Source organism: Kitasatospora sp. NPDC090308, assembly GCF_044769485.1.
GTDB classification, from domain to species: domain Bacteria; phylum Actinomycetota; class Actinomycetes; order Streptomycetales; family Streptomycetaceae; genus Kitasatospora; species Kitasatospora fiedleri.
The window spans coordinates 240,393-265,493 of record NZ_JBIVXY010000002.1; the positions used below are offsets into that span (position 1 = coordinate 240,393).

A 25,101-nucleotide genomic window follows, 5' to 3' on the forward strand; every position below is an offset into this window, starting at 1 on the left:
TCCGTCAGGAACGCCCCGGATCACGCTCCGCGGCGGGTTCCGCCGGTGGCAGCGGCGCGGCCAGCACCCGCTGCACCCGGGGCCGGTTCCGCCGGTGCAGCAGCCGCACGTCCCGGCCGAACCGGCCCGGCCGCCACAGCTCGACCGCCAGCGCCGACCCGGCCAGCACCGCGACCGCCGCCGCCCAGCCCGCCAGCACGTCGCTCGGCCAGTGCACGCCCAGCGCGATCCCGGTCCAGCCCGCCGCCAGCACCACCAGGCCCGCCGCGGCGCCCGCCGCCACCCGCACCGGCCGCTCCGCCCGCGGCCACGCCAGCACCAGCAGCGCCCCGCAGGTGACCGCCGAGGCCAGCGCGGGCCCGGACGGGAAGGACCCCCCGGAACCGGCGGCCACCGGATCGGCGAAGTGCGGCCGGGGGCGGTTGACCAGCGCCCCGCCCGCCCGGCCCGCGGCCCAGCCCAGCAGCGCCACCGCCACCGTCCAGCCCGCCGGCACCCGGGCGCCCAGCGCCCACAGCCGCACCGCGACCGCCCCGAGCAGCGCCCGCATCACCCAGGTCGGCCCCAGGTCGGCCAGCGTCTGCAGGGCCGCCGTCCACACCGGGTGCCGCAGCGCGTAGCGGTGCAGCAGCGCCACCCAGCCCCGGTCCAGCCGGGCCAGCGGCGGCCAGCCCGCCCGCACCAGCACCAGCAGCGCCGCGAACGCCAGCACGCCCGCCAGGGCGGGCCAGGCACAACGGAGCGCCCCCGGGCGTTGTACCCGTGGAGGGGCCGCGAGACGGCCGGTGCCCCGGCCGCCGCCCGGGCACCCGGCGGCCGACCGGGAGCCGGGGTCGATGGGCTGGTGCATGACAGAAACCTTCCCAGCGGCAGGAGGCGAACCGGCGCTGGTCCGATCGCGATTCGGCATCGGTTGTGCGGACGTGCCGCGAAGGCCGCGCACGGATTCGGTGCCGATCGTCCGGTGCGCACCGTGCAGGGTGCGTCACGCTCCGTCTATCGTCCGAGTGAAAATCGGCAGGATACTGCATGGCCGGTGGAAAGCTGAGTCACTTGGGAATGTTGTCCGTTTTCTGTGCGTTGGATCGTTACGTGTGAGCCACGAACGGGCCCACACGGTTGTGCCGAGTGGCGGAACGGAGCGCCCCCGGCAGCGTCAGTGAGGGAGCAAGCATGGCCACCCGTGCCGTCGTACGCGACAGGGCCGATCGGACTCGCACCGCCCGCCCGACCAACCTCGAAGCCGACCGCGACCTGGTCGGCATGTACCTCGACGAAATCGCCAGGACACCCCTGCTCGACGCCGCCGAGGAGGTCGAGCTGTCCCTGCGCATCGAAGCCGGGGTCTTCGCCCAGCACCTGCTCGACGAGGAGGAGCGGCCCGACGGCGTCACCACCGAGGAGCTCCAGGCGATAGCCGACGACGCCGAGCGCGCCAAGGACGTCTTCATCCGCTCCAACCTGCGCCTGGTCGTCGCCGTCGCCCGCCGCTACCCGCGCAGCGGCCTCCCGCTGCTCGACCTGATCCAGGAGGGCAACGCCGGCCTGGTCCGCGCGGTGGAGAAGTTCGACTACTCCAAGGGCTTCAAGTTCTCCACCTACGCGACGTGGTGGATCCGGCAGGCGATCACCCGCTCCATCGCCGACCAGTCCCGCACCATCCGGCTGCCCGTCCACCTGGTCGAGGAGCTCGGCCGGATCCGCCGGGTCCAGCGCGAGAAGGCCAAGGAGCTGGGCCGCGAGCCCGAGCCCGCCGAGATCGCCGCCGAGCTGGACACCACCGAGCAGCGGGTCAAGGACGTCCTGGACTGGGCCCGGGACCCGGTCAGCCTCAACATGTCGGTCGACGACGAGGGCGAGACCCAGTTCGGCGACCTGGTGGAGGACACCGGCGCGGTCTCCCCGGAGGACGCGGTCATGGTGATGATGCGCCGCGAGGAGCTGGACGACCTGATCGGCCGCCTCGACGACCGCACCGCCTCCATCATCCGCAGCCGCTACGGCATGGAGGACGGCCGCGAGCGGACGCTCACCGAGGTCGGCAAGCAGCACGGCCTGACGCGCGAGCGGATCCGCCAGATCGAGAAGCACGCCCTCGCCGAACTCAAGAAGATCGCCGACCACGCGGGCTTCGAGGCGGCGTAGCCCCCCGGCGGGCGGGCCGCCGGGGCCCGCGGCGGTCCTACAGTGGAGGCATGACCTCCCCGGACGCGCAGAAGCCCGAGCCCCGGCCCGAGACCGGCCGCCCCCGGCCCCGACTGGTCTTCACCGACCCGTTCGACCAGCAGACCTCCGACGACACCGACCGCGGTTGGGGCGGCACCTCGGAGGAGCGGGGGCTGGACTGGTACCGCAGCCAGCGGCCCCCGCACCACGGCGAGAAGTAGGGGAACGGCGGGATCAGCCGCGGCGCACCAGCGCGTCGCGGATCTCGGCGAGCAGTTCGACCTCCTTCAGTTCGACGTCCAGCGCCTCGTCCTCCACGGACTTGCGCCTCCGCATGAAGTGGTTCATCGGCAGGATCAGCAGGAAGTACACGACGGCGGCGGTGATCAGGAAGCTGAGCGCGGCACTGAGCACCGAACCCCAGAGGATGAAGATGCCCGAGGTGACGTTGCCGGCGTCGTCCACCGTGCACGGCCCCTTGAGGCAGGAGCTGTAGGCGGCCAGGTCCTTGGTGCCGAACAGACCGACCAGCGGGTTGATCACGCCCTTGACGAACGCGTTGACGACGCTGGTGAAGGCCGCGCCGATGACGACGGCGACGGCCAGGTCCACCACGTTGCCGCGGAGCAGGAATTCCTTGAAGCCTTTCATGCCGCGTCGAACGGCGGACGCCCCCGAAAGTCACGGGTGAACCCCCCACCGTCAGGTTGACGCCCGAGCACACCCCACCACCCCGCCACCCGCCCCCGACCCGGGCGGCGGCGCCCCGCAGAGCAGCACGGCGGACAGCGCCAGACAGACCACGGCAAGCAGACCGGAACGCCGCCGCAACGCCCGCCACAAGCGGTGGCGCCCCGACGCGACGCCCAGGATCGGCGGGAAATCAGGCACCTCACGGCGCGGCGGAACGAGCACGGCGGGCAGCAGGAAAGAGGTCACGGCACGGGCCTTCCCGAACGAAGCACACGACCCCGGACGGAGCCGCGCCAGCCATCCTGCGACCCACCCGGACAATCCCGCCCCGAATTCCCCCACCCTGTGGAAAACCCGCCCCTGTGGAAAACCGACCTCACCCCACCGAGTGAACCCCTACGCCGTCCGGCCCCCACCCCGTGACCCACCCGCCCCCACCGTCCGGAGGAACCCGCGTAACCCGCCCCCGACAGCGGGTCCGCGAGTCCCGGTGGTGGATCAGACCTCGGTGAAGTGGCCAGCCCTGACCGCCGTGACGAAGGCGGCGAAGGCGGCCCCGGTGAAGAGGAGAGCGGGGCCGTGCGGGTCCTTGGAGTCGCGGACCGGGACGATGCCGTGGGTGGCGGTGAACTCGGCCGTGAACTCGACGCAGTTGCCGCCATTGCCGCTGTGGCTGCTCTTCACCCACCGGGCGCTGGACAGGTCGATGTGGGTCATGCGAGTTCCTCCCGTGGCGGTTGTTGTGATGGCCGGCGGGGCCGCTTGGTGCTGGCGGCCGTGTTGTCGGGGCAGAGCGAGCCAGGAGAGCTTCCCGTTCTCAGATGCGAAGAAGCCCCACAGGCGGTCGTTCTGGCCTTCGACAGCCGGTGGTGGGTCAGACCTCGTTGAAGTTCCCGGCCTTGACCGCCGTGACGAAGGCGGCGAAGGCGGGCTCGGTGAAGAGGAGAGCGGGGCCGTGCGGGTCCTTGGAGTCGCGGACCGGGACGATGCCGTGGGTGGCGGTGAACTCCGGCGTGAATTCGACACAGTCGCCGCCGTCTGTGCTGTGGCTGCTCTTCACCCACTGGGCGTTGGGCAGGTCGATGTGGGTCATGCGAGTTCCTCCCGTGGCGGTTGTTGTGATGGCCGGCGGGGCCGCTTGGTGCTGGCGATCGTGCTTTCGGGGCGGAGCGCGTCAGGAGGGAATTCCCGACTTCCGGTGCGATGAAGCCCCGCAGACGGGCCGCGCCGACCTGCAGGGCCGGTGGGTCAGGCCTCGGTGAAGTGGCCGGTCTTGACCGCCGTGACGAAGGCGGTGAAGGAAGCCTCGCCGAAGAGCAGGGCGGGGCCGTGGGGGTCCTTAGAGTCGCGGACCGGAACGATGCCATGGGTGGCGGTGAACTCGGGTGCGAACTCGACGCATTCTCCGCCGTCGGAGCTGTAGCTGCTCTTCACCCATCGAGCATTGGGCAGGTCGATGTGGGGCATGTGAGTTCCTCCTGCGGCGATCGTGGCGTGAGCCAGAGGAGGCTTCCCGGATTGGGACGCGCAGAAGCCCCGTGCGTCCAAGTGGCTTGGCTGCGCGACCATGCGGTACTGGTTTTAAGTCAGATGCCTTGGAAGCGGTCGGCCTTGATTGCCGTGACGAAGGCGGTGAAGGCGGGCTCGGTGAAGAGGAGGGCGGGGCCGTGGGGGTCCTTGGAGTCGCGGACGGGGACGATGCCATGGGTGGCGGTGAACTCGGGTGCGAACTCGACGCAGTTGCCGCCGTCGGTGCTGTGGCTGCTCTTCACCCACTGGGCATTGTGCAGGTCGATGGGTGTCATGCGAGTTCCTCCTGTGGCGATTGCAGTGGTGGGTCGGTGGGGCTGCTTGGCGCTGGCGATCGTACTTCGGGGCGGAAGCGACGGGGTGAGGTTTTCCGGTGTCGGGCATGAAGAAGCCCCGCGCGCCCAAGTAACCGGCCTGCGGGGCTCGGTGGTTCTGGTGGCGGGTCAGATCGATTCGAAGTTTCCGGCCTTGATCGCCGTGACGAAGGCGGTGAAGGCGGGCTCGGTGAAGAGGAGGGCGGGGCCGTGGGGGTCCTTGGAGTCGCGGACCGGGACGATGCCGTGGGTGGCGGTGAACTCCGGCGTGAACTCGACGCAGTTGCCACCGTCGGAGCTGTGGCTGCTCTTCACCCACTGGGCGTTATGCAGGTCGATGTGGGTCATGCGAGTTCCTTCCGAGCAGTTCGGATCATGTCTAGTGAAGGGGCCGTTGGGAGGGACTCCACCAGAAGCCGATCGTAGCGCTTGGACCAGGAGGCAACAGTCTCCCGGTTCCGCTCTACATGTCCTCGGGCCAGGGATTCCGCATAGCCGAGCACCGACCTGTCGGGCAGGGTGAGCAGGACTACCGACGTTCTGAACGGTGCCCACTCGCCCAGTGTGAACGGAGCGATCTGCAGCACGATGTGAGGGCTCGCTGCCATGGCCTCAAGATGCGCAAGTTGGTTCGCCATGACTTCGGGTCCGCCTATGACCCGACGGATGCACCCCTCGTCCAGCACCGCGTGGACGATAGGTGCGGCGGGGCGCTGGAAGATCTGTTGGCGGTTCAACAGGAAAGATACTCGCGCCTCCGCCTGGGCTTCGGTGATGTCTCCACGCTGCGCCGCCGCCATCGCCAAGGCTGAGGCGTAGGCGCGCGTCTGAAGCTGTCCCGGAACGATGCCCAACTCAAAAGTGCGGAGCATCCGGCACCTCGCCTCTGCTTCGACATACTCCGTGAACCCCTCCACCAGGCTCGCGTTCGAGTAGAGCCGCCAGAGTTCCTGGAATCGCGAGCCGGTGCCGAACACCTCGTCGGCTTTTACAGCGAAAGTAAAAGTCAGGGCCCGCTTACCTCGTTCGATGAGCGAGATGTAGCCGTTCGTGTAGCCCATGTGTTTGGCCAACCTGACCTGCGACCACCCGCGAGCCGCCCGTGACCTGGCAAGTTCCCGGCCGAAGCGCAGGGCGGGAGATGACACCAGATCAACTTCGTTTCCGGTTTCCATGGTTGTCCCCCTTTGACGGACCGGAACGGTCAACGGTCAAGCCCTGGTGAGCGTAGCCGTTCCCGCCGATGCTTGTGACGCAGAGAACGCAGAAAGAAGCGGACGGTGACCGGCGCGCGGGAGCTCGCTCCCGGCGTGCGTGTCGTCCGGGCCGTCCGAGGGGGCGTGAGCGCTCTCCGAACTCCCCTTGCACAGCGCAACCAGCCGTGAGGTCGATCGCCATGCCGAACCACCAGGACCCGGAGCCGAAAGCGAAGTTGACGATCCGGGTCTACACCGTGCGGGCCGACGGAGCCCGGGTGCAGGTCTCGTCCTGCACGTCCGAGGAGGAACGCTTCCTGCCGCTGGTCTCCGCGCTGGTCTGGCCGGCCTGCCGGTGCCCGCGCTGCGGCGACCGCGACGGGGCCCAGGCACCGGACGCGGCCTGACCGGCCGGTCGTCCCGCCCACCCGACACCCGACACCCGACACCCGACACCCGAACGAAGGGATGCACGTGTTGTACACCGGACAGCCACCGGAGGCGGTCGATGCCCTCCGGCGCTTTCTGCGCGCGGGGTTCGCCGACTCCGAACAGGCCGCCGACCTGCTGGAGCGGGCGTTCCGGCTGGCCCGACTCGATCCGCCGCCGGGGCTGTCGCCGGTCTACCGAGTCGAGGTGCCGCCGGAGTCCGGCGGCGTCGCGCTGGGGTGCGCCGGGCTGCCGTGGGTGCAGCGGTTGGCCGAGGCGCTGCTCGAACTCGCCCTCCTGCGCGGCGACCTGTCCTTCGTCCGGCCCGGTTGCGAGGGCCGTCCCGCGCTGGAGGTCGCCTCATGAGCGGCGGTGAGCGTGGCGAAGCCCGGAGGATCACGTCCGCGGTCCGGGTGGCGGCGCCGGCGGTCCTCGTCGCGTCCGGCCGTCCGCACTGATCCCGTGGGGGACGCGGAGGCGCGGCAGGCCGCCCGGGACCGGGCGTGGGCGATCGCCGAGAAGCTGGCGGCAGCCGGTGGCGGGGAGGCCCGGCTGACCGCTATCCCCGGCGGCTACCGGGTCGAACTCCACCTGACCGGGCCCGCGCCGGACGAGCTCGGGGTGCTGGAGGCGCTCGCGCTGGGCGACCGCTGGGGGCACCGCCGCTCGCCCCCGTCGCGCAACGGCGGGGTGGCGAAGGAGACCGTGTGGAGCGAGGTCCGGGAGCCGTCCGGGCCGGTGGCGGCCGGGTGAGCGGTCACGGCGTGGCGGGGAACGGGGCGGGGGAGGGGCGCCGCGGGCCGTGCCGTCAGCGCGGAACACCGGGCCCGTGCGGGACCCGGTGTCCGCGGAGCGCCGCGGTCAGCTCGTGCTGGAGGCGGAGCTGCTGGAGCTGGAGCCGGAGCCGGAGCTGCCGGAGCCCGTCGAGGAGGACGAGGCGCTGCCGCCGGAAGAGGCGGTCGAGGAGGACGGGGACGTCGAGGACGACGACGACGAGCCCACCGAGCTGCTGGAGCTGGAGCGGCTGTCGGTGCGGTAGAAGCCGGAGCCCTTGAAGACCACGCCCACGGCCGAGAAGACCTTGCGGAGCTTCCCCTGGCAGTCGGGGCACGTGGTCAGCGCGTCGTCGCTGAACTTCTGCACCGCCTCGAGGCCGTTGCCGCACTCGGTGCACTGGTACTGGTACGTGGGCACTTTCCGCTTCCTCCTGCACTCCCCCTGGCACTCTCACGCTATGAGTGCTAACGACGGTCCATGATGCGGCATTCCGCTGGAGGAGTCCAGCGGCTCAGCCGTGGCGGGCGGCGCCGACCGGCTCCTCGCGGACCGCGCCTCCCCGGGCCACGGTACGGGGCGCGGGTGCCGGAACGGCCAGCAGGCGGCGCATCGTGACGAGCGCCACCAGGCCGAGGCCGGAGCCGGCCAGGGCGACGGTGAAGCCCAGCGAGGGCCCGGAGCGGTCGATCAGCTGCCCGGCGGCGGTGGAGCCGAGCGCCAGGCCCAGGCCGATCGCGCCGGTGAGCCAGGTGAACGCCTCGGTCTTGGCGCCGTCCGCGACCAGGGTCTCCACCAGGGTGTAGCCGGTGATCAGGGTGGGCGCGATGGCCAGGCCGCAGAACAGGCCGGCCGCGGTCAGCGCGGCCAGGTTGGGCATCGCCCACAGGGTGGAGCAGCCGAGCACCAGCAGCGCGTAGCAGGCGGTCATCCGCCGCCGGGGGGTGGAGCGCCAGGGGACCAGGCCGTAGAGCACGCCGGCCACCATCGACCCGGTCGCGAAGAGGCCGTAGACCAGACCGCTGAGCCCGCCGGAGCCGGCGTCCTCGGCGAAGGCGGTGATCGAGACCTGGAGGGTGCCGAAGACGGTGCCGAGGCCGAGGAAGGCCCCGGCCAGCAGCCGCACGCCGGGGGAGGAGAGCGCGGAGACCCGCCGGTGGCCGGGGGCGGCGGGCCCGGTGGGCGCGGGCGCGGTGTCCCGGCGGGCGGCGAAGGCGAGGCCGCCGAGCAGGGTCAGGGCGGCCTCGGCGGTGAGCCCGACGGACGGGTTGACCAGGGTGGCGATGCCGGTGGCCAGCATCGGACCGATGACGAAGGTGAACTCGTCGGTGACGGACTCGAAGGCGAAGGCGGTGTTCATCAGGGCCGGCCGCTCGCCCAGTCGGTGCACCCAGCGGGCCCGGACCATCGCGCCGACCTGCGGCACCGCCGCACCGGCCGGCGCGGCGGCCAGGAACAGCGTCCAGTCGGGGGCGCCGGCGTGGGCCAGCACGATCAGCGCGGCGACCGCCCCGGCGTGCACCAGCACGGCCGGGACCAGCACCGCGGCCTGGCCGTGGCGGTCGGCGAGCCGTCCGGTCTGCGGGCCGATCAGGGCCTGCGCGACGGCGGCGGCCGCGGCGACCGCGCCCGCCAGGCCGTAGGAGCCGGTGGTGTCGTGGACCAGCAGCACGACGCCGAGACTGAGCATGGCGTACGGCAGCCGGGCGACCAGCGCCGGGAGCAGGAAGGTCCAGGCGCCGGGGGTGCGCAGCAGCGCCCCGTAGCCGGAGCCGTGGGTGGTGGTGTCGTCGACCGGTCGGCGCGCCGCCACGGTCGGTCCTCTCTGCTGCCTGGTAGCGCCGCGGTCGGGGGTGGGGACCGGTCCGGCGCCGAGAGTCGTCCTCTCGCGCGTCGACCGGGGTTGTTACCGGGCCCGGGCGAGGTGCCGCGGGGCCCGGCCGCCGAGCGGTCGCGCCGACTCTGCATCAGGCAGATACGGAAAAGCGGGTGTATCGGGTGTATCGGGGTGTTCCGGCCTTCAGCTTAGCGGTTCAGCCGGTCTTCTTCCTGGCGATGGAAGGCTTCCCGGCGGTGGGGGCCTTCCCGGCGGCGGAAGGCTTCCCGGCGAGGGAGGGCGCCCGGCGGGACGTCCGGGAAACGGCGGACGGACCTTCCGCGTGCTCCAGCCACCCGGCGAGCTTGCCGCCGCGGTCGACGGCGCGCAGCCGGCGCTCGGCGGCCTCGGAGACCTCGTCGGTGGTGACCACCAGCAGTTCGTCGCCCTCGCGCAGCACCGTCGTCCGGTCCGGCACGAAGCTGGAGCCCTCGCGGACCACCAGGGTGACGGCGGCGCCCTTGGGCATCCGCAGCTCGGAGACCTCGACGCCGGACATCCGGGAGCCGGGGGCGAGGTGGACGGAGAGCAGGTGGCCGTGCAGCTTCTCCAGCGGGGCGGACTCGATGCCCAGGTCCTGGCCGATGTCGCCCTCGCCGATCCGCAGCCACCTGGCGACCAGCGGCAGGGTCGGGCCCTGGAGCAGGGTGAAGACCACGACCAGGATGAAGACCACGTTGAACAGCTGCTGGGCGTCGGTCGCGCCGGACACCAGCGGGATGGTGGCGAGCACGATCGGCACCGCGCCGCGCAGCCCGGCCCAGGACAGCAGCGCCTGCTCCTGCCAGGGGATCCGGAACGGCGTCATGGTCAGCAGCACCGACAGCGGCCGGGCGACGAACACCAGCACCGCGCCGGCCACCAGGCCCGGTACGACCGCCGCGCCCATGCTGGTGGGCGTCACCAGCAGGCCGAGCACCACGAACATGCCGATCTGCCCGATCCAGGCCAGCCCGTCGGCGAAGCCGCGCACCGCGGGGCCGTGCGGCAGCTTGGAGTTGCCGAGGATCACCGAGGCGACGTAGGTGGCGAGGAAGCCGGAGGCGTGCAGCAGCGAGCCGCCCGCGTAGGCGAGCACGATCAGCGCCAGCACCGCGATCGGGTACAGGCCGGAGGAGGGCAGCGCGACCCGGCGCACCGCGTACGCGCCGAGCTTGCCGACCGCGTAGCCGACCGCCCCGCCGACCACCAGCTCGACGATGATGGTGCCGACCAGCACGTACCAGGGGTCGAGCTCGCCGGTGGCGGCGAAGGCGACCACCAGGATCACCACGGGCGCGTCGTTGAAGCCGGACTCGGCCTCCAGCAGGCCGGTCAGCCGCTTGGGCAGCGGGACCATCCGCAGCACCGAGAAGACCGCCGCGGCGTCGGTGGAGGAGACGATCGCGCCGAGCAGCAGCGCGGTGCGCCACTCCAGGCCGACCAGCCAGTGCGCGCCGGCGGCCGTGACGAAGACCGAGACCGCGACGCCCAGGGTGGCCAGCACGGCGGCGGCCGGGACCACCGGCCTGATGGACCGCCAGCTGGTCTTGAGCCCGCCCTCGGCGAGGATGACCACCAGGGCGGCGTAGCCCAGGACCTGGGTGAGCTCGGCGTTGTTGAAGCTTATGCCGATGCCGTTCTGGCCGAGGGCGACGCCGATGCCGAGGTAGATCAGCAGCGAGGGCAGCCCCGAGCGGGTGGAGATCCGCACCGCCACGACGGCGAACAGCAGGATCACGGCGGACTCGAGCAGCAGGGTGTTCAGGTGGTCAACGGTCACGCAGGGGCACCTCGGGGCAGGGAGGGGGCTTCTGGCGGATCGTTACTCATCCTAACATTTTACTTGATCTTTACGCCAGCCCCTCCGCCCGGCCGCACCCGGTAAGGTCCCTGCGGTGCCGTCGAACCGCCGGGGCGTCCCCCGTGCACGGCCGCCGGTGCGCTCGCCCTAATGTGGTGACCTGTCACGGCCGCACGCTCCCTCATACAAGGACTCGGATGCCCCGCTCGAAGAAGTTCCGGCGCGCACGTCTGATCATGATCCTGCTCGCCGTGCTGCTGGTGGCGGGTCTGGTAGGCGGCGGCTGGTGGGCGGTGGACACCGTCCGGTCCTCCTTCCCGCAGGTCAGCGGCACCGTCAAGGTGGCCGGCATGTCCGCGCCGGTGGACGTGGTCCGCGACGACAAGGGCGTCCCGCAGCTGTACGCCGACACCGACGCCGACCTGTTCCGCGCGCAGGGCTACGTGCAGGCCCAGGACCGGTTCTGGGAGATGGACGTCCGCCGGCACATCACCTCCGGCCGGCTCTCCGAGATGTTCGGCTCCTCCTCGGTCGAGCAGGACACCTTCCTGCGCACCATGGGCTGGCGCAGGGTCGCCGAGAAGGAGTGGAACGAGGTCCTCTCCGAGGAGACCAAGCGCAACCTGACCGCCTACACCGAGGGCGTCAACGCCTGGCTCGCCGAGCACCCCGGCGGGGCCGGCGCCTCGCTCGAGTACGCGCTGCTCGGCACCGTCAACTCCGGCTACCGGCCCGAGAAGTGGGACCCGATCGACTCGGTGGCCTGGCTCAAGGCGATGGCCTGGAGCCTGTCCGGCAACATGCAGGAGGAGATCGACCGCTCGCTGCTCGCCCAGGACTTCACCGCCGAGCAGATCGACCAGCTCTACCCCGGGTACCCGTACGACCGCAACGGCACCATCGTGAAGACCGGCAAGGTCTCCGCCGACGGCACCTACACCCCCGGCGCCGGCGACACCGTGCCCCCGCTGGCCGGCGGCTCCGCCCCGGCCGAGAGCTCCCAGGCCCGGGCCGCCACCCAGTCGCTGCTGAGCGGCCTGTCCCAGCAGGTCGGCGCGCTGCCGCAGCTGCTCGGCCCGCAGGGCCAGGGCATCGGCTCCAACTCCTGGGTGGTGGCCGGCACCCACACCACCACCGGCCTGCCGATGCTCGCCAACGACCCGCACCTCGGCCCCGGCATGCCGTCCATCTGGTACCAGATGGGCCTGCACTGCCGCACCGTCTCCGCCACCTGCGGCTACGACGCGGCCGGCTACACCTTCGCCGGCATGCCCGGCGTGGTCATCGGCCACAACAAGGACATCGCCTGGGGCTTCACCAACCTCGGCGCCGACGTCACCGACCTGTACCTGGAGAAGGTCACCGGCCCCGACACCTACCTCTACGACGGCAAGGACGTGAAGTTCACCGTCCGCAAGGAGACCATCAAGGTGGCCGGCGGCGAGGACCGCACCATCACCGTCCGCACCACCCAGGACGGCATGCCGCTGATCTCCGACCAGTCCTCCGAGGAGCAGGAGGTCGGCCGGTACGCCCCGGCCGGCAACGCCGCCCCCGACCGGGCGGCCGGCTACGCCGTCGCGCTGCGCTGGACCGCGCTCGTCCCCGGCCGCACCATGGACGCCGTCTTCGAGATCGACCGGGCCACCGACTTCACGTCCTTCCGGGCCGCCGCCAAGGACTTCGCCGTCCCCGCGCAGAACCTGATCTACGCCGACACCAAGGGCAACATCGGCTACCAGGCCCCCGGCCTGATCCCGGTCCGCGGCAAGAAGAACGACGGCCGCTACCCCTCGCCCGGCTGGGACCCCGCGTACGCCTGGAACACCGCCTTCCTCCCGTTCAAGTCGCTGCCCTACGCGTACAACCCGCCCGAGGGCTACATCGTCACGGCCAACCAGGCCGTCGTCGACCAGAGCTACAAGCTGACGCTCACCACCGACTGGGAGTACGGCACCCGCGCCAAGGAGATCGCCGACCAGATCCAGGCCAAGCTCAAGAACGGCGGCAAGGTCTCGCTGGACGACATGCAGTCCATGCAGCTCGACAACACCAGCGTGATGGCCAAGGAGCTCGTCCCGCTGCTGCTCAAGGTCAAGATCGACGACCCGTACGTGCGCGAGGCCCAGGACCTGCTCAAGGACTGGAACTACCACCAGGACGCCGACTCCGCCGCCGCCGCCTACTACAACGGCGTCTGGCGGGCCCTGCTCACCCTCGCCTTCGGCCAGAAGTTCCCCGCCGACCTCCGGGTCGAGGGCGACTGCCTGCTGGTGCGCCAGAAGCGCGACAACACCCTGCCCGACGACGCCCTCGGCGGCGCCGCGCAGGCCGTCACCGAGTGCGGCACCCGCGAGCCCGCGCAGGCCCAGCCGGACGGCGGCGACCGCTGGATGGAGGTCGTCCGCCAGCAGCTCGCCAACCCCGACTCGTCCTGGTGGGACTACATCGACTCCGACCACCAGCAGCAGCACGGGCTCGGCAATCTGCTCGCTGAAGCGCTCAAGGACGCCCGCCAGGACCTCACCTCGCGCCTCAGCAAGGACATCTCCACCTGGAGCTGGGGCCGCCTGCACCAGCTCACCCTGCAGGAGCCCACCCTCGGCAGCGACGACTCCTCGATCGCCTCCGGCGTCGTCCACAAGCTGCTCAACCGGGGCCCCTACAAGCTCTCCGGCGGCAGCGCCGCCGTCGACGCCACCGGCTGGAACGCCGCCGCCGGCTACGACGTCGACTGGATCCCCTCGATGCGGATGGTCGTCGACCTCAGCGACTTCGACGCCTCCCGCTGGATCAACGTCGGCGGCGCCTCCGGCCACGCCTTCCACCCCCACTACAACGACCAGACCGACCTGTGGGCCTCCGGCCAACTCCTGCCCTGGGCCTACACCAAGGACGCGGTCGCCAAGGCGGGCAAGGACACCCTCACCCTGACCGACTAGGCCCCGTCCGGTCGGTCCTGCCGGATCGGCGCGCGGCGTCGCGCGCCCGGCACGACCGACCGGACAGGACCTGGCGCGGACACCCGGCGGCGCGCGTCTCCGGCGGCCGGGGAGCGGACCGCCGGGGCCCGCTCCCCGCCTCCGGCTAGAAGCGCGTCACGCCCTCCGGCGTCACCACCGCGTGCACCGGCAGGTCGTGGGGTTCGGCCGGGAGGGCCGGGAGCAGCTCGCCCGGGTAGAGCAGGGTGGCCAGCAGCGGGCGGGCCCCGGCCCGGGTCAGGCGGGCCAGGACCCGGTCGTAGGAGCCGCCGCCGCGGCCGAGCCGGGTGCCGCGCGGGTCGACGGCCAGGCCGGGCAGCAGGACCACGTCGGCGCCCAGGACGGCGTCCGGGCCGAGCCGGGGCGCGGTGGGTTCGAGCAGGCCGCGGCCGGCGGGGGAGAGGCGGTCCTCGCCCTCGTACGCCGCCCAGTCCAGGTCGTTGTCCGGCAGCAGCACCGGCAGCAGGACCCACACGCCCGCCCCGGCGAGCGCGGCCAGCAGCGGGCGGGTGCCGGGCTCCGCGCCGACCGAGACGTACGCGGCGACGGTGCCGCCCGGCGGCACCAGCGCGGCGGCGTGCCGGGCCAGCGCCCCGGCCGCGGCGGCGCGTCCGGCCGCGTCGAGCGCCCGTCGTTCGGCGAGCAGGCGTGACCTCAGCGCCGCCTTGTCGTTGGACAACCGATCCGCAGTCACCGTTCGATTCCCTCCACTCCGTTCCGTGCACTGACACGAGCCTGACACGCCCCGAGGCCGCCGCATGTCCACCCCGCTCCTGCTCCAGGCCCTGGCCGCGCTCGGTGCGGCCGCCCCGGCCGCCGCCGGCGTCCTCGCGCTGCGCCGGCGGCGGGACCGGGCCGAGCGGGGCGGTCGGGAGGCGGAACTCCTGGCGAAGATCGCGGAACTGGCGGCGGAACGCGACGAACTGGTCCGCACCGCCTCCTGCGACCCGCTGACCGGGGTGTGGAACTACCGGCACCTCCAGCTCACCCTGGACCGCGAGATCGAACGGGCCCGCCGGGCCGAGGCCACCGCGATCGACCCCCGGCCGCTGGCGGTGCTGATGATCGAGGTCGCCGGGTTCGAGGCGGTGGTCGCCGAGCACGGCCGGGCCCGCGCCAACGCGATGCTCCGGGACCTCGCCCAGCGCCTGGCGATGGAGATCCGCGGCTGCGACACCCTGGGCCGCTACGGCGGCGAGGAGTTCCTGGCGCTGCTGCCCGACACCGGCCCGGAGGGCGCCGCCCAGGTCGCCGAGCGGCTGTGCTGGTCGGTGCGCCGCCACCGGCTGACCGACCGTCACCCCGGCGAGAGCGCCGACCCGGGCGAGCGCAGCGGCCTGACCGCCTCCGTCGGCCTGGCCGTGCTGCCCCGGGACGGCGCGCACTCCGCCGTCCTGCTGCGGGCCGCCGACCGCGCGCTGGCCGCCGCGCGCGCCGCGGGCGGCGACCGCTGGCGCTCCACCGAGCAGCTCCCGCCCGAGCCGGCCGGTCCGGACGCTTCACCGGCGCCCGGTAAGGTGTCTTCCGGCCCCGGCGGGGGACCCCTCGCCCCGCATGCGACCACCGTCGGCCCGGGCCCGACCGGTGACAGGCCCTAACCAACGTTTCACGCCGCTCCCAGCAGGGTGGGACGCCCGCCTCAGTAAGGTCGACGCATGACGAACAAGCACGCCCGCCAGCCGGTCACCAAGGCAGTCGTCCCGGCCGCCGGCCTCGGTACCAGGTTCCTCCCCGCCACCAAGGCCACGCCCAAGGAGATGCTCCCGGTCGTCGACAAGCCGGCCATCCAGTACGTCGTCGAGGAGGCGTCCGCCGCGGGCCTGTCCGACATACTGATGGTCACCGGTCGCAACAAGCGTGCTCTGGAAGACCACTTCGACCGCGCCTACGAGCTGGAGGAGCTGCTCAGCCGCAAGGGCGACCAGGAGCGGCTGCGCCGGGTGCAGGAGTCCGTGCAGCTCGCCAGCATGCACTACGTCCGCCAGGGCGACCCCAAGGGCCTCGGCCACGCCGTCTCGGTCGCCGAACAGCACGTCGCGGGCCAGCCGTTCGCCGTCCTGCTGGGCGACGACCTGATCGACCCGCGCGACCCGCTGCTGTCCCGGATGATCGAGGTGCAGCAGGAACTCGGCGGCTCCGTCGTCGCGTTGATGGAGGTCGACCCCGCGCAGATCCACCTGTACGGCTGCGCCGCCGTCAAGGCCAACGGCTTCGGCGAGGACGTCTTCCAGGTCACCGACCTGGTCGAGAAGCCCGACACCGCCGACGCCCCCTCCAACTACGCCGTGATCGGCCGCTACGTCCTCGACCCGGCGGTCTTCGACGTGCTGCGCGAGACCCCGCCCGGCCGCGGCGGCGAGATCCAGCTGACCGACGCGCTGCGCGAACTGGCCACCCGCGACGAGTCCGCCGGCGGGCCGGTGCACGGCGTGCTGTTCAAGGGCCGCCGCTACGACACCGGCGACCGCGCCGACTACCTGCGGGCGATCGTCCGGCTGGCCGCCGAGCGCGAGGACCTCGGCCCCGAGTTCCGCAGCTGGCTGCGGCAGTTCGTGGCCACCGAGATGCAGGGCTGACCCGCGCGGGGCCGACCCACCACGAAGACCGGCGTAGAAGGCGGTAGAAGGCGAGCGTGAGGCGATGACCGGGAAGCACGACCCCTGCTGCGCGGAGGCCGGCTCCCCGGCCGCGCCGCGGCTGTGGACCGTCGACGAGCACCTCGCCGACGTCCTGGCCGCGGTCGCCCCGCTGCCGCCCATCGAACTGCAACTGCTGGACGCCCAGGGCTGCCGACTCGCCGAGGACGTGCGGGCCGACGACGACCTGCCGCCCTTCGACAACAGCTCGATGGACGGCTACGCGCTGCGCACCGCCGACACCGTGCGCGCCACCGGGCAGTACCCGTCGGTGCTCGCCGTGGTCGGCGACATCGCGGCGGGCGCCGCCGAACTGCCCAGGGTCGGCCCCGGCCAGGCCGCCCGGATCATGACCGGCGCGCCCGTCCCGCCCGGCGCCGAGGCCGTCGCCCCGGTCGAGTGGACCGACGGCGGCACCGGCACCGGGCAGGCCGCCGACGCGATGGGCGCGCCCGTCGCGGACGAGGAGGTCCGGGTGCTGCGCCCGGTCGCCGAGGGCGCGCACATCCGCCGCCGGGGCAGCGACGTCACCGCGGGCGACACCGTGCTGGAGGCCGGCACCGTGCTCGGCCCCACCCAGCTCGGCCTGCTCGCCGCGGTCGGCCGCGGCACCGTCCGGGTCGCGCCCCGCCCCCGGGTGGTCGTGCTCTCCACCGGCACCGAACTCGTCCAGCCCGGCGAGAGCGCCGGCCCGGGCCGGATCCACGACTCCAACTCCTTCACCCTGACCGCCGCCGCGATCGCCGCCGGCGCCGTCGCCTACCGGGTCGGCGGCGTCCCCGACGAGCCGGCCGTGCTGCGCGCCGTGCTGGAGGACCAGCTCGGCCGGGCCGACCTGATCGTCACCAGCGGCGGCGTCTCGGTCGGCGCGTACGACGTGGTCAAGGAGGTGTTCGCGGACTACGGCGGCGTCGACTTCCGCAGGTTGCGGATGCAGCCCGGCAAGCCGCAGGGCTTCGGCCGGATCGGCGGGGGCGCCGGGGTGCCGCTGCTCGCGCTGCCCGGCAACCCGGTCAGCGCCTACATCTCCTTCGAGCTGTTCGTCCGCCCGGTCATCCGCACCATGCTCGGCGCCCCCGACGTGCACCGCCCCGTGGTGCGCGCCGCGACCACCGCCGCGCTGCGCTCCCCGGCCGGGCGGCGGCAGTTCCTGCGCGGCCGGTACGACCCGGCGGCGGGCACCGTCGGCCCGGTCGGCGGCGAGGGATCGCACCTGGTCGGGGCGCTGGCGAAGGCCGACTGCCTGATCACCGTCCCCGAGGACGTCACCGCGCTGCCCGCCGGAAGCGCCGTCGACGTGGTCCTTCTCACGGACTGACCGGGACGGGGCTGTACGGTAGCGCGAGATTCGCACCGTGCCACTGGAGCCACTCGTGACCGACACACCCCCCGGCGACCGCCTCACGCACGTCGACCACACCGGCGCCGCCCGGATGGTCGACGTCTCCGCGAAGGCCGCCACCACCCGGGTCGCGGTGGCGGCCGGCCGCGTCCGGGTCTCCCCCCGGGTGGTGGAACTGCTGCGCGGCGAGGGCGTCCCCAAGGGCGACGCCCTCGCGGTGGCCCGGATCGCCGGGATCATGGGCGCCAAGAGGACGCCCGAGCTGATCCCGCTCTGCCACCCGATCGCGCTCACCGGCACCACCGTCGACCTCGCCGTCACCGACACCGCCGTCGAGATCACCGCCACCGTCCGCACCGCCGACCGCACCGGCGTCGAGATGGAGGCGCTCACCGCCGTCGCCACCGCCGCGCTCACCGTCATCGACATGGTCAAGGCCGTCGACAAGGCCGCCGCCATCGAGGACGTCCGGGTGCTCAGCAAGACCGGCGGCAAGAGCGGCGACTGGCACCGGGAGGACGCCAAGTGAGGGCGCTCGCCGTCACCGTCTCCAACCGGGCCTCGGCCGGCGTGTACGAGGACAGGGGCGGCCCGCTGCTGGTCGCCGGACTGCGCGCGATGGGCTTCACCGCCGACGGGCCGGTCGTCGTCCCGGACGGGGAGCCGGTCGAGGCCGCCCTGCGCGAGGCCGTCGCCGCCGGGTACGACGTGGTGCTCACCACCGGCGGCACCGGCATCTCCCCGCAGGACCTCACGCCCGAGATGACCGCCCGGGTGCTCGACCGGCCGATCCCCGGCATCCCCGAGGCGATCCGCGCGCACGGCCGGGACAAGGTGCCCACCGCGGCGCTCTCCCGCGGCCTGGCGGGCCTGGCCGGACGCACCCTGATCGTCAACCTGCCCGGCTCCACCGGCGGCGTCCGCGACGGCCTGGCCGTGCTCGCCCCGCTGTTGCCGCACGCCGTCGACCAGCTGGCCGGCGGCGACCACCCGCGACCCACCGATCCCTCCGGGAGCGCCCACTGAACGCCGGCTGGCCCGTCGAACTGGCCGAAGGGGACATCCTGCTGCGGCCCATCCGCCGCCGCGACCAGGCCGAGTGGCAGGAGGTCAGCCGGCGCAACCGGGACTGGCTGCGCCGCTGGGAGGCCACCGTCCCGCCCGCCCCGCCCGGCCGGGCCCCGCTGCCCCGGCCCACCTACCGGCAGATGGTCCGCTACCTGCGGTCCGAGGCCGCGGCGGGCCGGATGCTGCCCTTCGTCCTGCTCCACCAGGGCCGCCTGGTCGGCCAGTTGACGGTCGGCGGGATCACCTGGGGCTCGATGTGCTCCGCCAACGTCGGCTACTGGGTGGACGAGGCGGTCGCCGGACGCGGCATCGTGCCCACCGCCGTCGCGCTCGCCGTCGACCACTGCTTCCGCGACCTGGGCCTGCACCGGGTCGAGGTCTGCATCCGCCCGGAGAACCGGCCCAGCCGCCGGGTGGTGGAGAAGCTCGGCTTCCGCGAGGAGGGGGTGCGCCCGCGCTACCTGCACATCGACGGCGACTGGCGCGACCACCTGGTGTACGCGCTCACCGCCGAGGAGGCCGCCGACGGGCTGCTGCGGCGCTGGTACGCCCTCAGGAACCGGCCGCCGCAGGATAATTGAATACTTGTTCGAAATTGATATCGATATGGCATCGGGGCCGGGGCGAGCCGTCACAAATACCGGCAAAATAGTCTGAGAATCAGCTTGATCACACGACACGCCGCGCCAAATTGCTGCAGTGCCTTCGCCCGCGCCCGTACCGTGTGAAACGTGAGCAGTAGCGGCCTTATCTACGCGGTCATCGTAGGGGCCTGGGCTGCCTATCTGGTGCCGATGTGGCTCCGCAGGCAGGACGAGCTCAACGAGTCGCGTCCGACGGAACGCTTCAGTACCGCGATCCGCCTGCTGGCCGGTCGATCGGCCATGGAGCGGCGCGCGGCCCGAGTCCTCGGCGACCAGACCGCCGACCAGCAACACCCCGCCGGGCAGGACCCGGACGGGGCCCTCGCCGATCCCGCCCCCGCCTCCGCCTCCGGGCGCGAGCCCGGCCCCGCGCCCGATCCCGCCGACGTGCCCACCCGGGCCGCCGGGCCGGGCACCGGGCCCGCGGTCGAACCGGCCGCCGAACCGGCGGCCGAGCCGCTCGCGGCGGCGAAGCCCGCCGAGGGCCGCGCCGAGCGGGAACGCGAGCGGGAGCGCGAGCACGGCGACCGGCGCTCCGCCGAGCGGCGGGCCCTGCTGCTCGCCCGGCGGCGGCGGATGGTCACCATGCTGTTCCTGGCCTTCGCGCTGGGCGCCGTGGTCGCCGGGGTGGCCGGCTTCGCCTTCCTCTGGGTGCCCGCCGTCCCCGGCGTGCTGCTCACCCTCTACATCGGCCACCTGCGCCGACTGGAGCGGCAGCGCTACGAGGTCAAGTTCGACCGCGGCCGGGCCGCGCAGGCCGCCGAGCGGCTGCGCGAGCGCGAACGCGAGCGGACCGCCCGCCCGGCCGCCGCCCCCGCCGCGGACCGCCCCGCGCCCGCCGCCGAAGCGGCCGCCACCGCGGACCCGAGCACCACCCGGGCCACCGTCCTGGCCGAGGCCACCGAGCACGAGGAGTGGGCCGACGGCGTCCGCTCCCGGGCCGCCGCCGGACCGGACTCCTGGGAACCCGTTCCCGTCCCCCTCCCCACCTACGTCACCGCCCCCGTGGCCCCCCGCACCACCCGCGGCCTCGACCTCTCCGCCCCCAACACCTGGGACTCCGGCCGCCCGGCCACCCCGCTCTACGACCAGTACGGCGGCGACCCCGCCCAGCCCCCCGCCGCCACCGCGGACTGGGCCACCCGCCCCCGCGCCGCCAACGAGTAGCCACCCCGCCCGCCCCCGCCCCGGCCGCAACGCTCCCCCCGCGCCGGGGCGTTCGCGTCCCCCCGCCACCCCGCCGCCGGACCGCGTCGACCATGGTCACGGGGACCTCCACGGAGGTGATAGAGTTCTTTCTTGTTGGGGCTGTGGCGCAGTCCGGTAGCGCACCTCGTTCGCATCGAGGGGGTCAGGGGTTCGAATCCCCTCAGCTCCACCCCATGGCAAAGGCCCTCCCGGGTAATCCGGGAGGGCCTTTGTGCATTTCGGAGCGGTGCGGCGATGCGGCGGTATGGCGGTGCGTCAGGGCCGCCGGGATGCGCGGCGGTGGAATTCCCGGCCCGCCCCCGGGGTCGTGGTCCGGGCCGGTCGGGGTGGTGCCGTGGTCGCTCTCGGTGGTGGTGGGCGGTTGCTATGGTCGTGCCTGACGGCGGCGTCCAGGATTCGACGGAGATGGGGTGAGGATGTGGGCGACGACACCCCCCGCGTGACTCCGGTGGTCAGCACGCCGCTGTACCAGGTGAAGGCCGAGTTCTTCAAGACGCTCGGGCACCCGGTCCGGATCCGGGTCCTGGAGCTGCTCAGCGTGCGCGAGCACGCGGTGGCCGAGCTGCTGCCCGAGACCGGGGTGGAGGCGGCGCACCTGTCGCAGCAGCTCGCCGTGCTGCGCCGGGCCAACCTGGTGGTCGCCCGGCGGGAGGGCAGCACCGTGCACTACAGCCTCACCAGTCCGCGGGTGGCCGAACTGCTCGCGGTGGCCCGGGAGATCCTGGGCGGCGTGATCACCGGGCAGGCCGAGCTGCTGGACGGCCTGCGCGCGCCCACCGGGACGAGCGGCCGGGGCTGAGGCGCGCCCCTTCGCGGTGCACTCCGGGGCCGTCCTGCGCCCTCCGGTATGCCAAAACTGTGATTTGCGAAATTCGTAAAGTCCATACATGATGCCTGCTGTGGGACCGGCAGCCGGTACGCCCCGATCGGGCCGGGCCGGGGCGGCCGAAGGAGGGCGACGGTGACCGGGAGCTTCGACGGGGAACTGCGCGAACAACTCGTCCGGGCCAGGCACTCCGAGGCCGAGGCGCGCGCCGACGGGGACGAGGACGGTGCGCTGGCCTACGCCGGGCGGGCCGCCGAACTGCTGCGGCTCGCCGGGCAGCACGGGATCGAACTCCCGCCGGACGCCCCGGCGGACCGGCCGTGACCACCGTCCGGCACCGCCTCGCGGCGGTGCTGCCCAGCCGGCGGACCCTCGCCGCCATGGGCCGCTCCCCGCGCCGGGACCTGCTGGCCGGGCTGACCGTCGCCGTCGTCGCGCTGCCGCTCGCGCTCGGCTTCGGCATCTCCTCCGGCGCGGGCGCCGAGGCCGGGCTGGCCACCGCCGTGGTGGCGGGCGCGCTGGCGGCGGTGTTCGGCGGGTCGAACCTCCAGGTGTCCGGGCCGACCGGCGCGATGACGGTGGTGCTGGTGCCGATCGTCCACCGCTACGGCGTGGACGGGGTGCTGACGGTCGGTCTGCTGGCCGGGGCGGTGCTGGTGGCGCTGGCGCTGGCCCGGGCCGGGCGCTGGATGGCGTACGTGCCGGTGCCGGTGGTGGAGGGCTTCACGGTCGGCATCGCCGGGGTGATCGCGCTCCAGCAGGTGCCCGGCGCGCTCGGCGTCCCCGAGCCGGACGGCGACAACCCGGCGGTGGTCGCGGCCCGGGCGGCCGGCGCCTTCCTCGGCACCCCGCACTGGGCGGCGCTCGGCCTGGCGCTGGGGGTGGCCGCCGTGATGCTGGTCGGCTCCCGGCTGCGGCCCGCCGTCCCGTTCTCGCTGCTCGCGGTGGTCGTGGCCACCCTGCTGGCCCGGTTCGCGGACCTGCCGGTGGAGAGCATCGGCCACCTGCCCGCCGGGCTCCCGACCCCCTCGCTCGGCTTCTTCGAGGCCGCGGACGTGCCCGCGCTGCTGCCCCCGGCACTCGCGGTGGCGGCGCTCGCCGCGCTGGAGTCGCTGATGTCGGCGACCGCCGCGGACGCCATGGGCGCGGGCGAACGGCACGACAGCGACCGGGAGTTGTTCGGCCAGGGCCTGGCCAACCTGGCGGCCCCGCTGTTCGGCGGGGTGGCCGCGACCGGGGCGATCGCCCGGACCGCCGTCAACGTCCGCTCCGGCGCGGCCTCCCGGCTGGCGTCGCTGGTGCACGCCGCGGTGCTCGCGGTGATCGTGTTCGCCGCCGCGCCGCTGGTGTCCGGCATCCCCCTGGCGGCCCTGGCCGGCGTGCTGATCGCCACCGCGGTGCGGATGGTCGAGACCGGCTCGCTGCGGGCGCTGGCCCGCAGCGGGCGCGGCGCGACGGCGGTGCTAGTGCTGACCGCCGTCGCGACCCTGGCGTTCGACCTGGTGACGGCCGTGGTGGTGGGCCTGCTGCTGTCCGGGGCGCTGGCGCTGGCCGAGGTGGCCCGGGCGGCCCGGGTCGAACAGGTCCCGCTGCACGAGGAACCGCCGACCGCCGGCCACCGCGAGGAGGAACGGGCGCTGCCCGCCGAGCACGTCGCCGCCTACCGGATCGACGGCCCGCTGCTGTTCGCCGCCGCGCACCGCTTCCTGCCGCAACTCACCGGCGCGGACCGGGTACGGGTCGCGATCCTGCGGATGTCGCGGGTCAGCGCGATCGACGCCAGCGGTGCGGTCGTCCTGGGCGACGCGATCGCCGCCCTCGAACGGCGCGGCACCCTGGTGCTGCTCTCCGGCCTGCGCGCGGAACACCACCGCCCGCTGGCCGCGCTCGGCGTGCTGGACCGGCTGCGCGACCAGGGCCGGGTGTTCGGCACCACCCCCGAGGCGATCGCCTGCGCCCGGCGGCACCTGGCCGGGGCGGAGCTGCCGACGGGCGCGGGTACGGGGGCGGCGGGTTGACGGCCGACGAACGCCGCCGCCCCGGCCCCCACTCGATCCGCCCGCCAGCCCGTACCCGTCCGTACCCGCCCGTACCCGCCCGTTCGAGCCCACCGGAGCAGCCATGAGCGACGCCGTCCGCGACGAGCGGAGCAGGCGTCGGGCGATGATCGTCCGCGCCCTGATCCACGTCGCCGGCACCCACCTGTTCGCCGGGTTCGTGATCCTGCTGTTCGCCGTCGGCGGCCGCCACTGAGGGCGGGGGCTACCGGCGCCGCGGCGGAGCCTCGCCCAGCAGTTCCCCGTCCGGGCCGCGGACCTCGATCCGCAGGCCGAACTCCGCGTGCAGCGCGGCCGCCTGCTCCGGGGTGGCCAGCAGGTAGTGGTCGTCGTCGTGGCGGCGCACGCCCGGGAGGAGGTGGAAGACCCGGGGGTCGCCGCCGCCCGGGGCGAGGTCGTCGATGCCCTCCGCGACGGCGGCCAGGTCGAGGTAGTCGTCCGACTCCTGGTCGATCGGCCAGCACTTCGGCACGCCGTTGACCTTGAAGCGCAGGTCCCGGAGGGAGTCCTCGTCGCCGACCAGCTCCACGTCGGTGACGGTCACCGCGCCGCCGGACAGCCGCCCGGCCGTCCGGAAGATCGCGCGGTAGGCGTCCTCCGCGAAGTCCACGTCGTCGCTGTGGGCCTGGACCACCGCCTCGCAGAGGGCCGCCACCGCGATCAGGTCCCGTTCCCGCCGCTCCGGCGGGAACTCCGGCCAGTCGGCGGCGTACTCGATCGTCTCGTCCGCCAGCGCGCGGGTGGTCAGACCGAACTCGTACAACCGCTCGGCCATCCGCTGGTAGCTGTTCATCCCCGTGTCCTCCATGTCGGGAGTCTGACAGGACGTCACGACAGCCCGGGGCGGGGAGGTGTCCGCCCGCGGGTGCGGGCGCTGCGGCACCCCGGGCGGGAGGACGGGGTCAGGGCTTCAGGACGGTCAGGCGGACGGTGGTGGCGTCGCCGTCGGGAGTCGTGACGGCGGTACCGGCGGGGGACGGGCCGAAGGTGAGGACCTGGTGGGCGAGGCCGGGCGGGAAGTCCCAGTCGACGTGGTCGCGGCGGCGCAGGACGTCGGTGTCGTGCAGGGCGGTGTCCGGGTCGGTGGTGACGGCGGTGGCGCGCAGGGCGGCGAGGTAGGCGGTGGCGGTGGCGGGCGGGGCGGCGAAGCGCAGGAAGAGGACGTCCGGGCCGGCGGCCGAGTTGTCGTCGCTGTAGTAGCGGACCTCGGTGGCGCCCCCGGGGAGGGTGACGTCGTAGTAGCGCAGCAGGGTGGGCAGGTTGCGCGGGCCGCCGAGGTTGGCGCAGTCGTACTGCCGGTAGGCGCGGGCGTCGTGCGGGTGCAGCGGCCAGCAGCCGCCCCAGGCCCGGCGGGCGCCGACCAGGCCGCCGCCCAGGACGAGCAGCGCGATCAGCACCCAGGTCAGCGGCCTGCGGTGCCAGGCGCGGACAGCGGACATCCCTACCCCCCGGTGTTCCGCCCGCTCCCCGTGCGCCGTCGTTCGTCGTCGGGCCCGGCCGGGCGGCAGTTCCCGGGGATCATAGTCGGCTCGAACACCCGGCCGACGCACGGCCGGCGGACGGTCGACGCACGGCCG

General features: G+C 73.6%; 31 protein-coding genes and 1 tRNA gene. 18 read left to right on the forward strand and 14 right to left on the reverse strand.

Annotation, left to right across the window (positions count from 1 at the left end; genetic code table 11):
• Positions 1–4: 4 nt before the first annotated feature.
• On the reverse strand, positions 5–712 hold the full coding sequence (locus tag ACIQVD_RS05055) for a phosphatase PAP2 family protein (protein WP_400682322.1): 708 nt from the start codon (positions 710–712) through the stop codon (positions 5–7).
• Positions 713–1,173: 461 nt separating this feature from the next.
• On the opposite strand from ACIQVD_RS05055, the gene ACIQVD_RS05060 reads away from it, so the two are divergent.
• The gene (locus ACIQVD_RS05060; protein ID WP_111555682.1) at positions 1,174–2,145 is read left to right on the forward strand and encodes an RNA polymerase sigma factor RpoD/SigA; all 972 of its coding nucleotides are present in this window, start codon (positions 1,174–1,176) and stop codon (positions 2,143–2,145) included.
• A gap of 50 nt (positions 2,146–2,195) precedes the next feature.
• The gene (locus ACIQVD_RS05065) at positions 2,196–2,387 is read left to right on the forward strand and encodes a hypothetical protein (protein WP_400682320.1); all 192 of its coding nucleotides are present in this window, start codon (positions 2,196–2,198) and stop codon (positions 2,385–2,387) included.
• Positions 2,388–2,400: 13 nt separating this feature from the next.
• Here the strand turns inward: ACIQVD_RS05065 and mscL are convergent, their stop codons facing one another.
• From mscL to ACIQVD_RS05100, 7 genes are all read right to left on the reverse strand, one after another.
• Positions 2,401–2,817 (reverse strand): large conductance mechanosensitive channel protein MscL, encoded by a 417-nt coding sequence (mscL, locus tag ACIQVD_RS05070; RefSeq protein WP_100836667.1) that lies wholly within the window; start codon positions 2,815–2,817, stop codon positions 2,401–2,403.
• Between the two features lie 540 nt (positions 2,818–3,357).
• Positions 3,358–3,576: a DUF397 domain-containing protein gene (locus ACIQVD_RS05075; protein WP_402286122.1), complete on the reverse strand. Its 219-nt coding sequence runs from the start codon at positions 3,574–3,576 to the stop codon at positions 3,358–3,360.
• A gap of 157 nt (positions 3,577–3,733) precedes the next feature.
• A complete protein-coding gene (locus tag ACIQVD_RS05080; protein WP_400682316.1) occupies positions 3,734–3,952 on the reverse strand; it encodes a DUF397 domain-containing protein in 219 nt (72 codons plus the stop codon).
• Positions 3,953–4,107: 155 nt separating this feature from the next.
• Complete coding sequence (locus tag ACIQVD_RS05085) at positions 4,108–4,326, reverse strand: DUF397 domain-containing protein (protein ID WP_402286124.1); 219 nt, start codon at positions 4,324–4,326, stop codon at positions 4,108–4,110.
• 119 nt (positions 4,327–4,445) lie between these two features.
• Positions 4,446–4,664, reverse strand: a complete 219-nt coding sequence (locus ACIQVD_RS05090; protein WP_402286127.1) for a DUF397 domain-containing protein — start codon at positions 4,662–4,664, stop codon at positions 4,446–4,448.
• Between the two features lie 168 nt (positions 4,665–4,832).
• Positions 4,833–5,051 carry a DUF397 domain-containing protein gene (locus ACIQVD_RS05095; protein ID WP_400682311.1) on the reverse strand — a complete coding sequence of 73 codons (219 nt, stop codon included), beginning with the start codon at positions 5,049–5,051 and terminating at the stop codon, positions 4,833–4,835.
• Positions 5,048–5,878: a Scr1 family TA system antitoxin-like transcriptional regulator gene (locus ACIQVD_RS05100; RefSeq protein WP_400682310.1), complete on the reverse strand. Its 831-nt coding sequence runs from the start codon at positions 5,876–5,878 to the stop codon at positions 5,048–5,050. The genes ACIQVD_RS05095 and ACIQVD_RS05100 overlap by 4 nt, the downstream gene beginning before the upstream one ends.
• 221 nt (positions 5,879–6,099) lie before the next feature.
• On the opposite strand from ACIQVD_RS05100, the gene ACIQVD_RS05105 reads away from it, so the two are divergent.
• The 3 genes from ACIQVD_RS05105 to ACIQVD_RS05115 all read left to right on the forward strand — a co-directional run bounded on the left by ACIQVD_RS05105 (position 6,100) and on the right by ACIQVD_RS05115 (position 7,081).
• Complete coding sequence (locus ACIQVD_RS05105; protein ID WP_402286131.1) at positions 6,100–6,306, forward strand: hypothetical protein; 207 nt, start codon at positions 6,100–6,102, stop codon at positions 6,304–6,306.
• 67 nt (positions 6,307–6,373) lie between these two features.
• Positions 6,374–6,694, forward strand: coding sequence for a hypothetical protein (locus ACIQVD_RS05110; protein WP_400682307.1), 321 nt, complete (start codon positions 6,374–6,376; stop codon positions 6,692–6,694).
• Between the two features lie 96 nt (positions 6,695–6,790).
• Positions 6,791–7,081, forward strand: a complete 291-nt coding sequence (locus ACIQVD_RS05115; protein WP_402286133.1) for a hypothetical protein — start codon at positions 6,791–6,793, stop codon at positions 7,079–7,081.
• Positions 7,082–7,189: 108 nt separating this feature from the next.
• Here ACIQVD_RS05115 and ACIQVD_RS05120 read toward each other — a convergent pair whose 3' ends face one another.
• The 3 genes from ACIQVD_RS05120 to ACIQVD_RS05130 form a co-directional block, all read right to left on the reverse strand.
• Positions 7,190–7,522 carry an FmdB family zinc ribbon protein gene (locus ACIQVD_RS05120; protein WP_402286136.1) on the reverse strand — a complete coding sequence of 111 codons (333 nt, stop codon included), beginning with the start codon at positions 7,520–7,522 and terminating at the stop codon, positions 7,190–7,192.
• A gap of 94 nt (positions 7,523–7,616) precedes the next feature.
• A complete protein-coding gene (locus tag ACIQVD_RS05125; protein ID WP_400682302.1) occupies positions 7,617–8,915 on the reverse strand; it encodes an MFS transporter in 1,299 nt (432 codons plus the stop codon).
• Positions 8,916–9,135: 220 nt separating this feature from the next.
• On the reverse strand, positions 9,136–10,740 hold the full coding sequence (locus ACIQVD_RS05130) for a potassium/proton antiporter (RefSeq protein ID WP_402286139.1): 1,605 nt from the start codon (positions 10,738–10,740) through the stop codon (positions 9,136–9,138).
• A 218-nt stretch (positions 10,741–10,958) separates the two neighbouring features.
• Here ACIQVD_RS05130 and ACIQVD_RS05135 point away from each other — a divergent pair, with 218 nt between their 5' ends.
• Complete coding sequence (locus ACIQVD_RS05135; protein WP_402286141.1) at positions 10,959–13,703, forward strand: penicillin acylase family protein; 2,745 nt, start codon at positions 10,959–10,961, stop codon at positions 13,701–13,703.
• Positions 13,704–13,848: 145 nt separating this feature from the next.
• Here ACIQVD_RS05135 and ACIQVD_RS05140 read toward each other — a convergent pair whose 3' ends face one another.
• Positions 13,849–14,436, reverse strand: coding sequence for a 5-formyltetrahydrofolate cyclo-ligase (locus tag ACIQVD_RS05140; protein ID WP_402286144.1), 588 nt, complete (start codon positions 14,434–14,436; stop codon positions 13,849–13,851).
• A 64-nt stretch (positions 14,437–14,500) separates the two neighbouring features.
• On the opposite strand from ACIQVD_RS05140, the gene ACIQVD_RS05145 reads away from it, so the two are divergent.
• The 12 genes from ACIQVD_RS05145 (at position 14,501) to ACIQVD_RS05200 (ending at position 23,720) form a co-directional block, all read left to right on the forward strand.
• A complete protein-coding gene (locus tag ACIQVD_RS05145) occupies positions 14,501–15,340 on the forward strand; it encodes a GGDEF domain-containing protein (RefSeq protein ID WP_400682296.1) in 840 nt (279 codons plus the stop codon).
• Between the two features lie 57 nt (positions 15,341–15,397).
• Positions 15,398–16,318 carry a UTP--glucose-1-phosphate uridylyltransferase GalU gene (gene galU / locus ACIQVD_RS05150; RefSeq protein WP_100836655.1) on the forward strand — a complete coding sequence of 307 codons (921 nt, stop codon included), beginning with the start codon at positions 15,398–15,400 and terminating at the stop codon, positions 16,316–16,318.
• 64 nt (positions 16,319–16,382) lie between these two features.
• Positions 16,383–17,696 (forward strand): gephyrin-like molybdotransferase Glp, encoded by a 1,314-nt coding sequence (glp, locus tag ACIQVD_RS05155; RefSeq protein WP_400682295.1) that lies wholly within the window; start codon positions 16,383–16,385, stop codon positions 17,694–17,696.
• 115 nt (positions 17,697–17,811) lie between these two features.
• Positions 17,812–18,249, forward strand: a complete 438-nt coding sequence (gene moaC, locus ACIQVD_RS05160) for a cyclic pyranopterin monophosphate synthase MoaC (protein ID WP_233533806.1) — start codon at positions 17,812–17,814, stop codon at positions 18,247–18,249.
• On the forward strand, positions 18,246–18,746 hold the full coding sequence (locus ACIQVD_RS05165; protein WP_402286148.1) for a molybdenum cofactor biosynthesis protein B: 501 nt from the start codon (positions 18,246–18,248) through the stop codon (positions 18,744–18,746). The genes moaC and ACIQVD_RS05165 overlap by 4 nt, the downstream gene beginning before the upstream one ends.
• Positions 18,743–19,369 (forward strand): GNAT family N-acetyltransferase, encoded by a 627-nt coding sequence (locus ACIQVD_RS05170; RefSeq protein WP_400682695.1) that lies wholly within the window; start codon positions 18,743–18,745, stop codon positions 19,367–19,369. The genes ACIQVD_RS05165 and ACIQVD_RS05170 overlap by 4 nt, the downstream gene beginning before the upstream one ends.
• A 150-nt stretch (positions 19,370–19,519) precedes the next feature.
• Positions 19,520–20,599 carry a gephyrin-like molybdotransferase receptor GlpR gene (gene glpR / locus ACIQVD_RS05175; RefSeq protein WP_402286149.1) on the forward strand — a complete coding sequence of 360 codons (1,080 nt, stop codon included), beginning with the start codon at positions 19,520–19,522 and terminating at the stop codon, positions 20,597–20,599.
• A gap of 137 nt (positions 20,600–20,736) precedes the next feature.
• A tRNA-Ala gene (locus ACIQVD_RS05180) sits at positions 20,737–20,810 on the forward strand.
• A 270-nt stretch (positions 20,811–21,080) separates the two neighbouring features.
• A complete protein-coding gene (locus ACIQVD_RS05185) occupies positions 21,081–21,440 on the forward strand; it encodes an ArsR/SmtB family transcription factor (RefSeq protein WP_400682290.1) in 360 nt (119 codons plus the stop codon).
• Positions 21,441–21,602: 162 nt separating this feature from the next.
• Complete coding sequence (locus ACIQVD_RS05190; protein ID WP_400682288.1) at positions 21,603–21,791, forward strand: hypothetical protein; 189 nt, start codon at positions 21,603–21,605, stop codon at positions 21,789–21,791.
• A 56-nt stretch (positions 21,792–21,847) separates the two neighbouring features.
• The gene (locus ACIQVD_RS05195) at positions 21,848–23,485 is read left to right on the forward strand and encodes a SulP family inorganic anion transporter (protein WP_402286691.1); all 1,638 of its coding nucleotides are present in this window, start codon (positions 21,848–21,850) and stop codon (positions 23,483–23,485) included.
• A 103-nt stretch (positions 23,486–23,588) separates the two neighbouring features.
• The gene (locus ACIQVD_RS05200; RefSeq protein ID WP_402286152.1) at positions 23,589–23,720 is read left to right on the forward strand and encodes a DUF6126 family protein; all 132 of its coding nucleotides are present in this window, start codon (positions 23,589–23,591) and stop codon (positions 23,718–23,720) included.
• A 9-nt stretch (positions 23,721–23,729) separates the two neighbouring features.
• Here the strand turns inward: ACIQVD_RS05200 and ACIQVD_RS05205 are convergent, their stop codons facing one another.
• Both ACIQVD_RS05205 and ACIQVD_RS05210 read right to left on the reverse strand, forming a co-directional pair.
• Positions 23,730–24,332: a hypothetical protein gene (locus tag ACIQVD_RS05205; protein WP_402286155.1), complete on the reverse strand. Its 603-nt coding sequence runs from the start codon at positions 24,330–24,332 to the stop codon at positions 23,730–23,732.
• A 94-nt stretch (positions 24,333–24,426) separates the two neighbouring features.
• Positions 24,427–24,963 carry a hypothetical protein gene (locus ACIQVD_RS05210; RefSeq protein WP_402286158.1) on the reverse strand — a complete coding sequence of 179 codons (537 nt, stop codon included), beginning with the start codon at positions 24,961–24,963 and terminating at the stop codon, positions 24,427–24,429.
• Positions 24,964–25,101: the final 138 nt, after the last annotated feature.

Coding starts and splice junctions, on each gene's coding strand:
- ACIQVD_RS05145 (WP_400682296.1), top strand. CDS start 14,501: ATGTCCACCCCGCTCCTGCTCCAGGCCCTGGCCGCGCTCGGTGCGGCC.
- galU (WP_100836655.1), top strand. CDS start 15,398: ATGACGAACAAGCACGCCCGCCAGCCGGTCACCAAGGCAGTCGTCCCG.
- ACIQVD_RS05080 (WP_400682316.1), bottom strand. CDS start 3,952: ATGACCCACATCGACCTGCCCAACGCCCAGTGGGTGAAGAGCAGCCAC.
- ACIQVD_RS05210 (WP_402286158.1), bottom strand. CDS start 24,963: ATGTCCGCTGTCCGCGCCTGGCACCGCAGGCCGCTGACCTGGGTGCTG.
- ACIQVD_RS05105 (WP_402286131.1), top strand. CDS start 6,100: ATGCCGAACCACCAGGACCCGGAGCCGAAAGCGAAGTTGACGATCCGG.
- ACIQVD_RS05100 (WP_400682310.1), bottom strand. CDS start 5,878: ATGGAAACCGGAAACGAAGTTGATCTGGTGTCATCTCCCGCCCTGCGC.
- ACIQVD_RS05195 (WP_402286691.1), top strand. CDS start 21,848: ATGGGCCGCTCCCCGCGCCGGGACCTGCTGGCCGGGCTGACCGTCGCC.
- ACIQVD_RS05090 (WP_402286127.1), bottom strand. CDS start 4,664: ATGACACCCATCGACCTGCACAATGCCCAGTGGGTGAAGAGCAGCCAC.
- ACIQVD_RS05135 (WP_402286141.1), top strand. CDS start 10,959: ATGCCCCGCTCGAAGAAGTTCCGGCGCGCACGTCTGATCATGATCCTG.
- mscL (WP_100836667.1), bottom strand. CDS start 2,817: ATGAAAGGCTTCAAGGAATTCCTGCTCCGCGGCAACGTGGTGGACCTG.
- glp (WP_400682295.1), top strand. CDS start 16,383: ATGACCGGGAAGCACGACCCCTGCTGCGCGGAGGCCGGCTCCCCGGCC.
- ACIQVD_RS05095 (WP_400682311.1), bottom strand. CDS start 5,051: ATGACCCACATCGACCTGCATAACGCCCAGTGGGTGAAGAGCAGCCAC.
- moaC (WP_233533806.1), top strand. CDS start 17,812: ATGGTCGACGTCTCCGCGAAGGCCGCCACCACCCGGGTCGCGGTGGCG.
- ACIQVD_RS05060 (WP_111555682.1), top strand. CDS start 1,174: ATGGCCACCCGTGCCGTCGTACGCGACAGGGCCGATCGGACTCGCACC.
- ACIQVD_RS05065 (WP_400682320.1), top strand. CDS start 2,196: ATGACCTCCCCGGACGCGCAGAAGCCCGAGCCCCGGCCCGAGACCGGC.
- ACIQVD_RS05205 (WP_402286155.1), bottom strand. CDS start 24,332: ATGGAGGACACGGGGATGAACAGCTACCAGCGGATGGCCGAGCGGTTG.
- ACIQVD_RS05085 (WP_402286124.1), bottom strand. CDS start 4,326: ATGCCCCACATCGACCTGCCCAATGCTCGATGGGTGAAGAGCAGCTAC.
- ACIQVD_RS05200 (WP_402286152.1), top strand. CDS start 23,589: ATGAGCGACGCCGTCCGCGACGAGCGGAGCAGGCGTCGGGCGATGATC.
- ACIQVD_RS05075 (WP_402286122.1), bottom strand. CDS start 3,576: ATGACCCACATCGACCTGTCCAGCGCCCGGTGGGTGAAGAGCAGCCAC.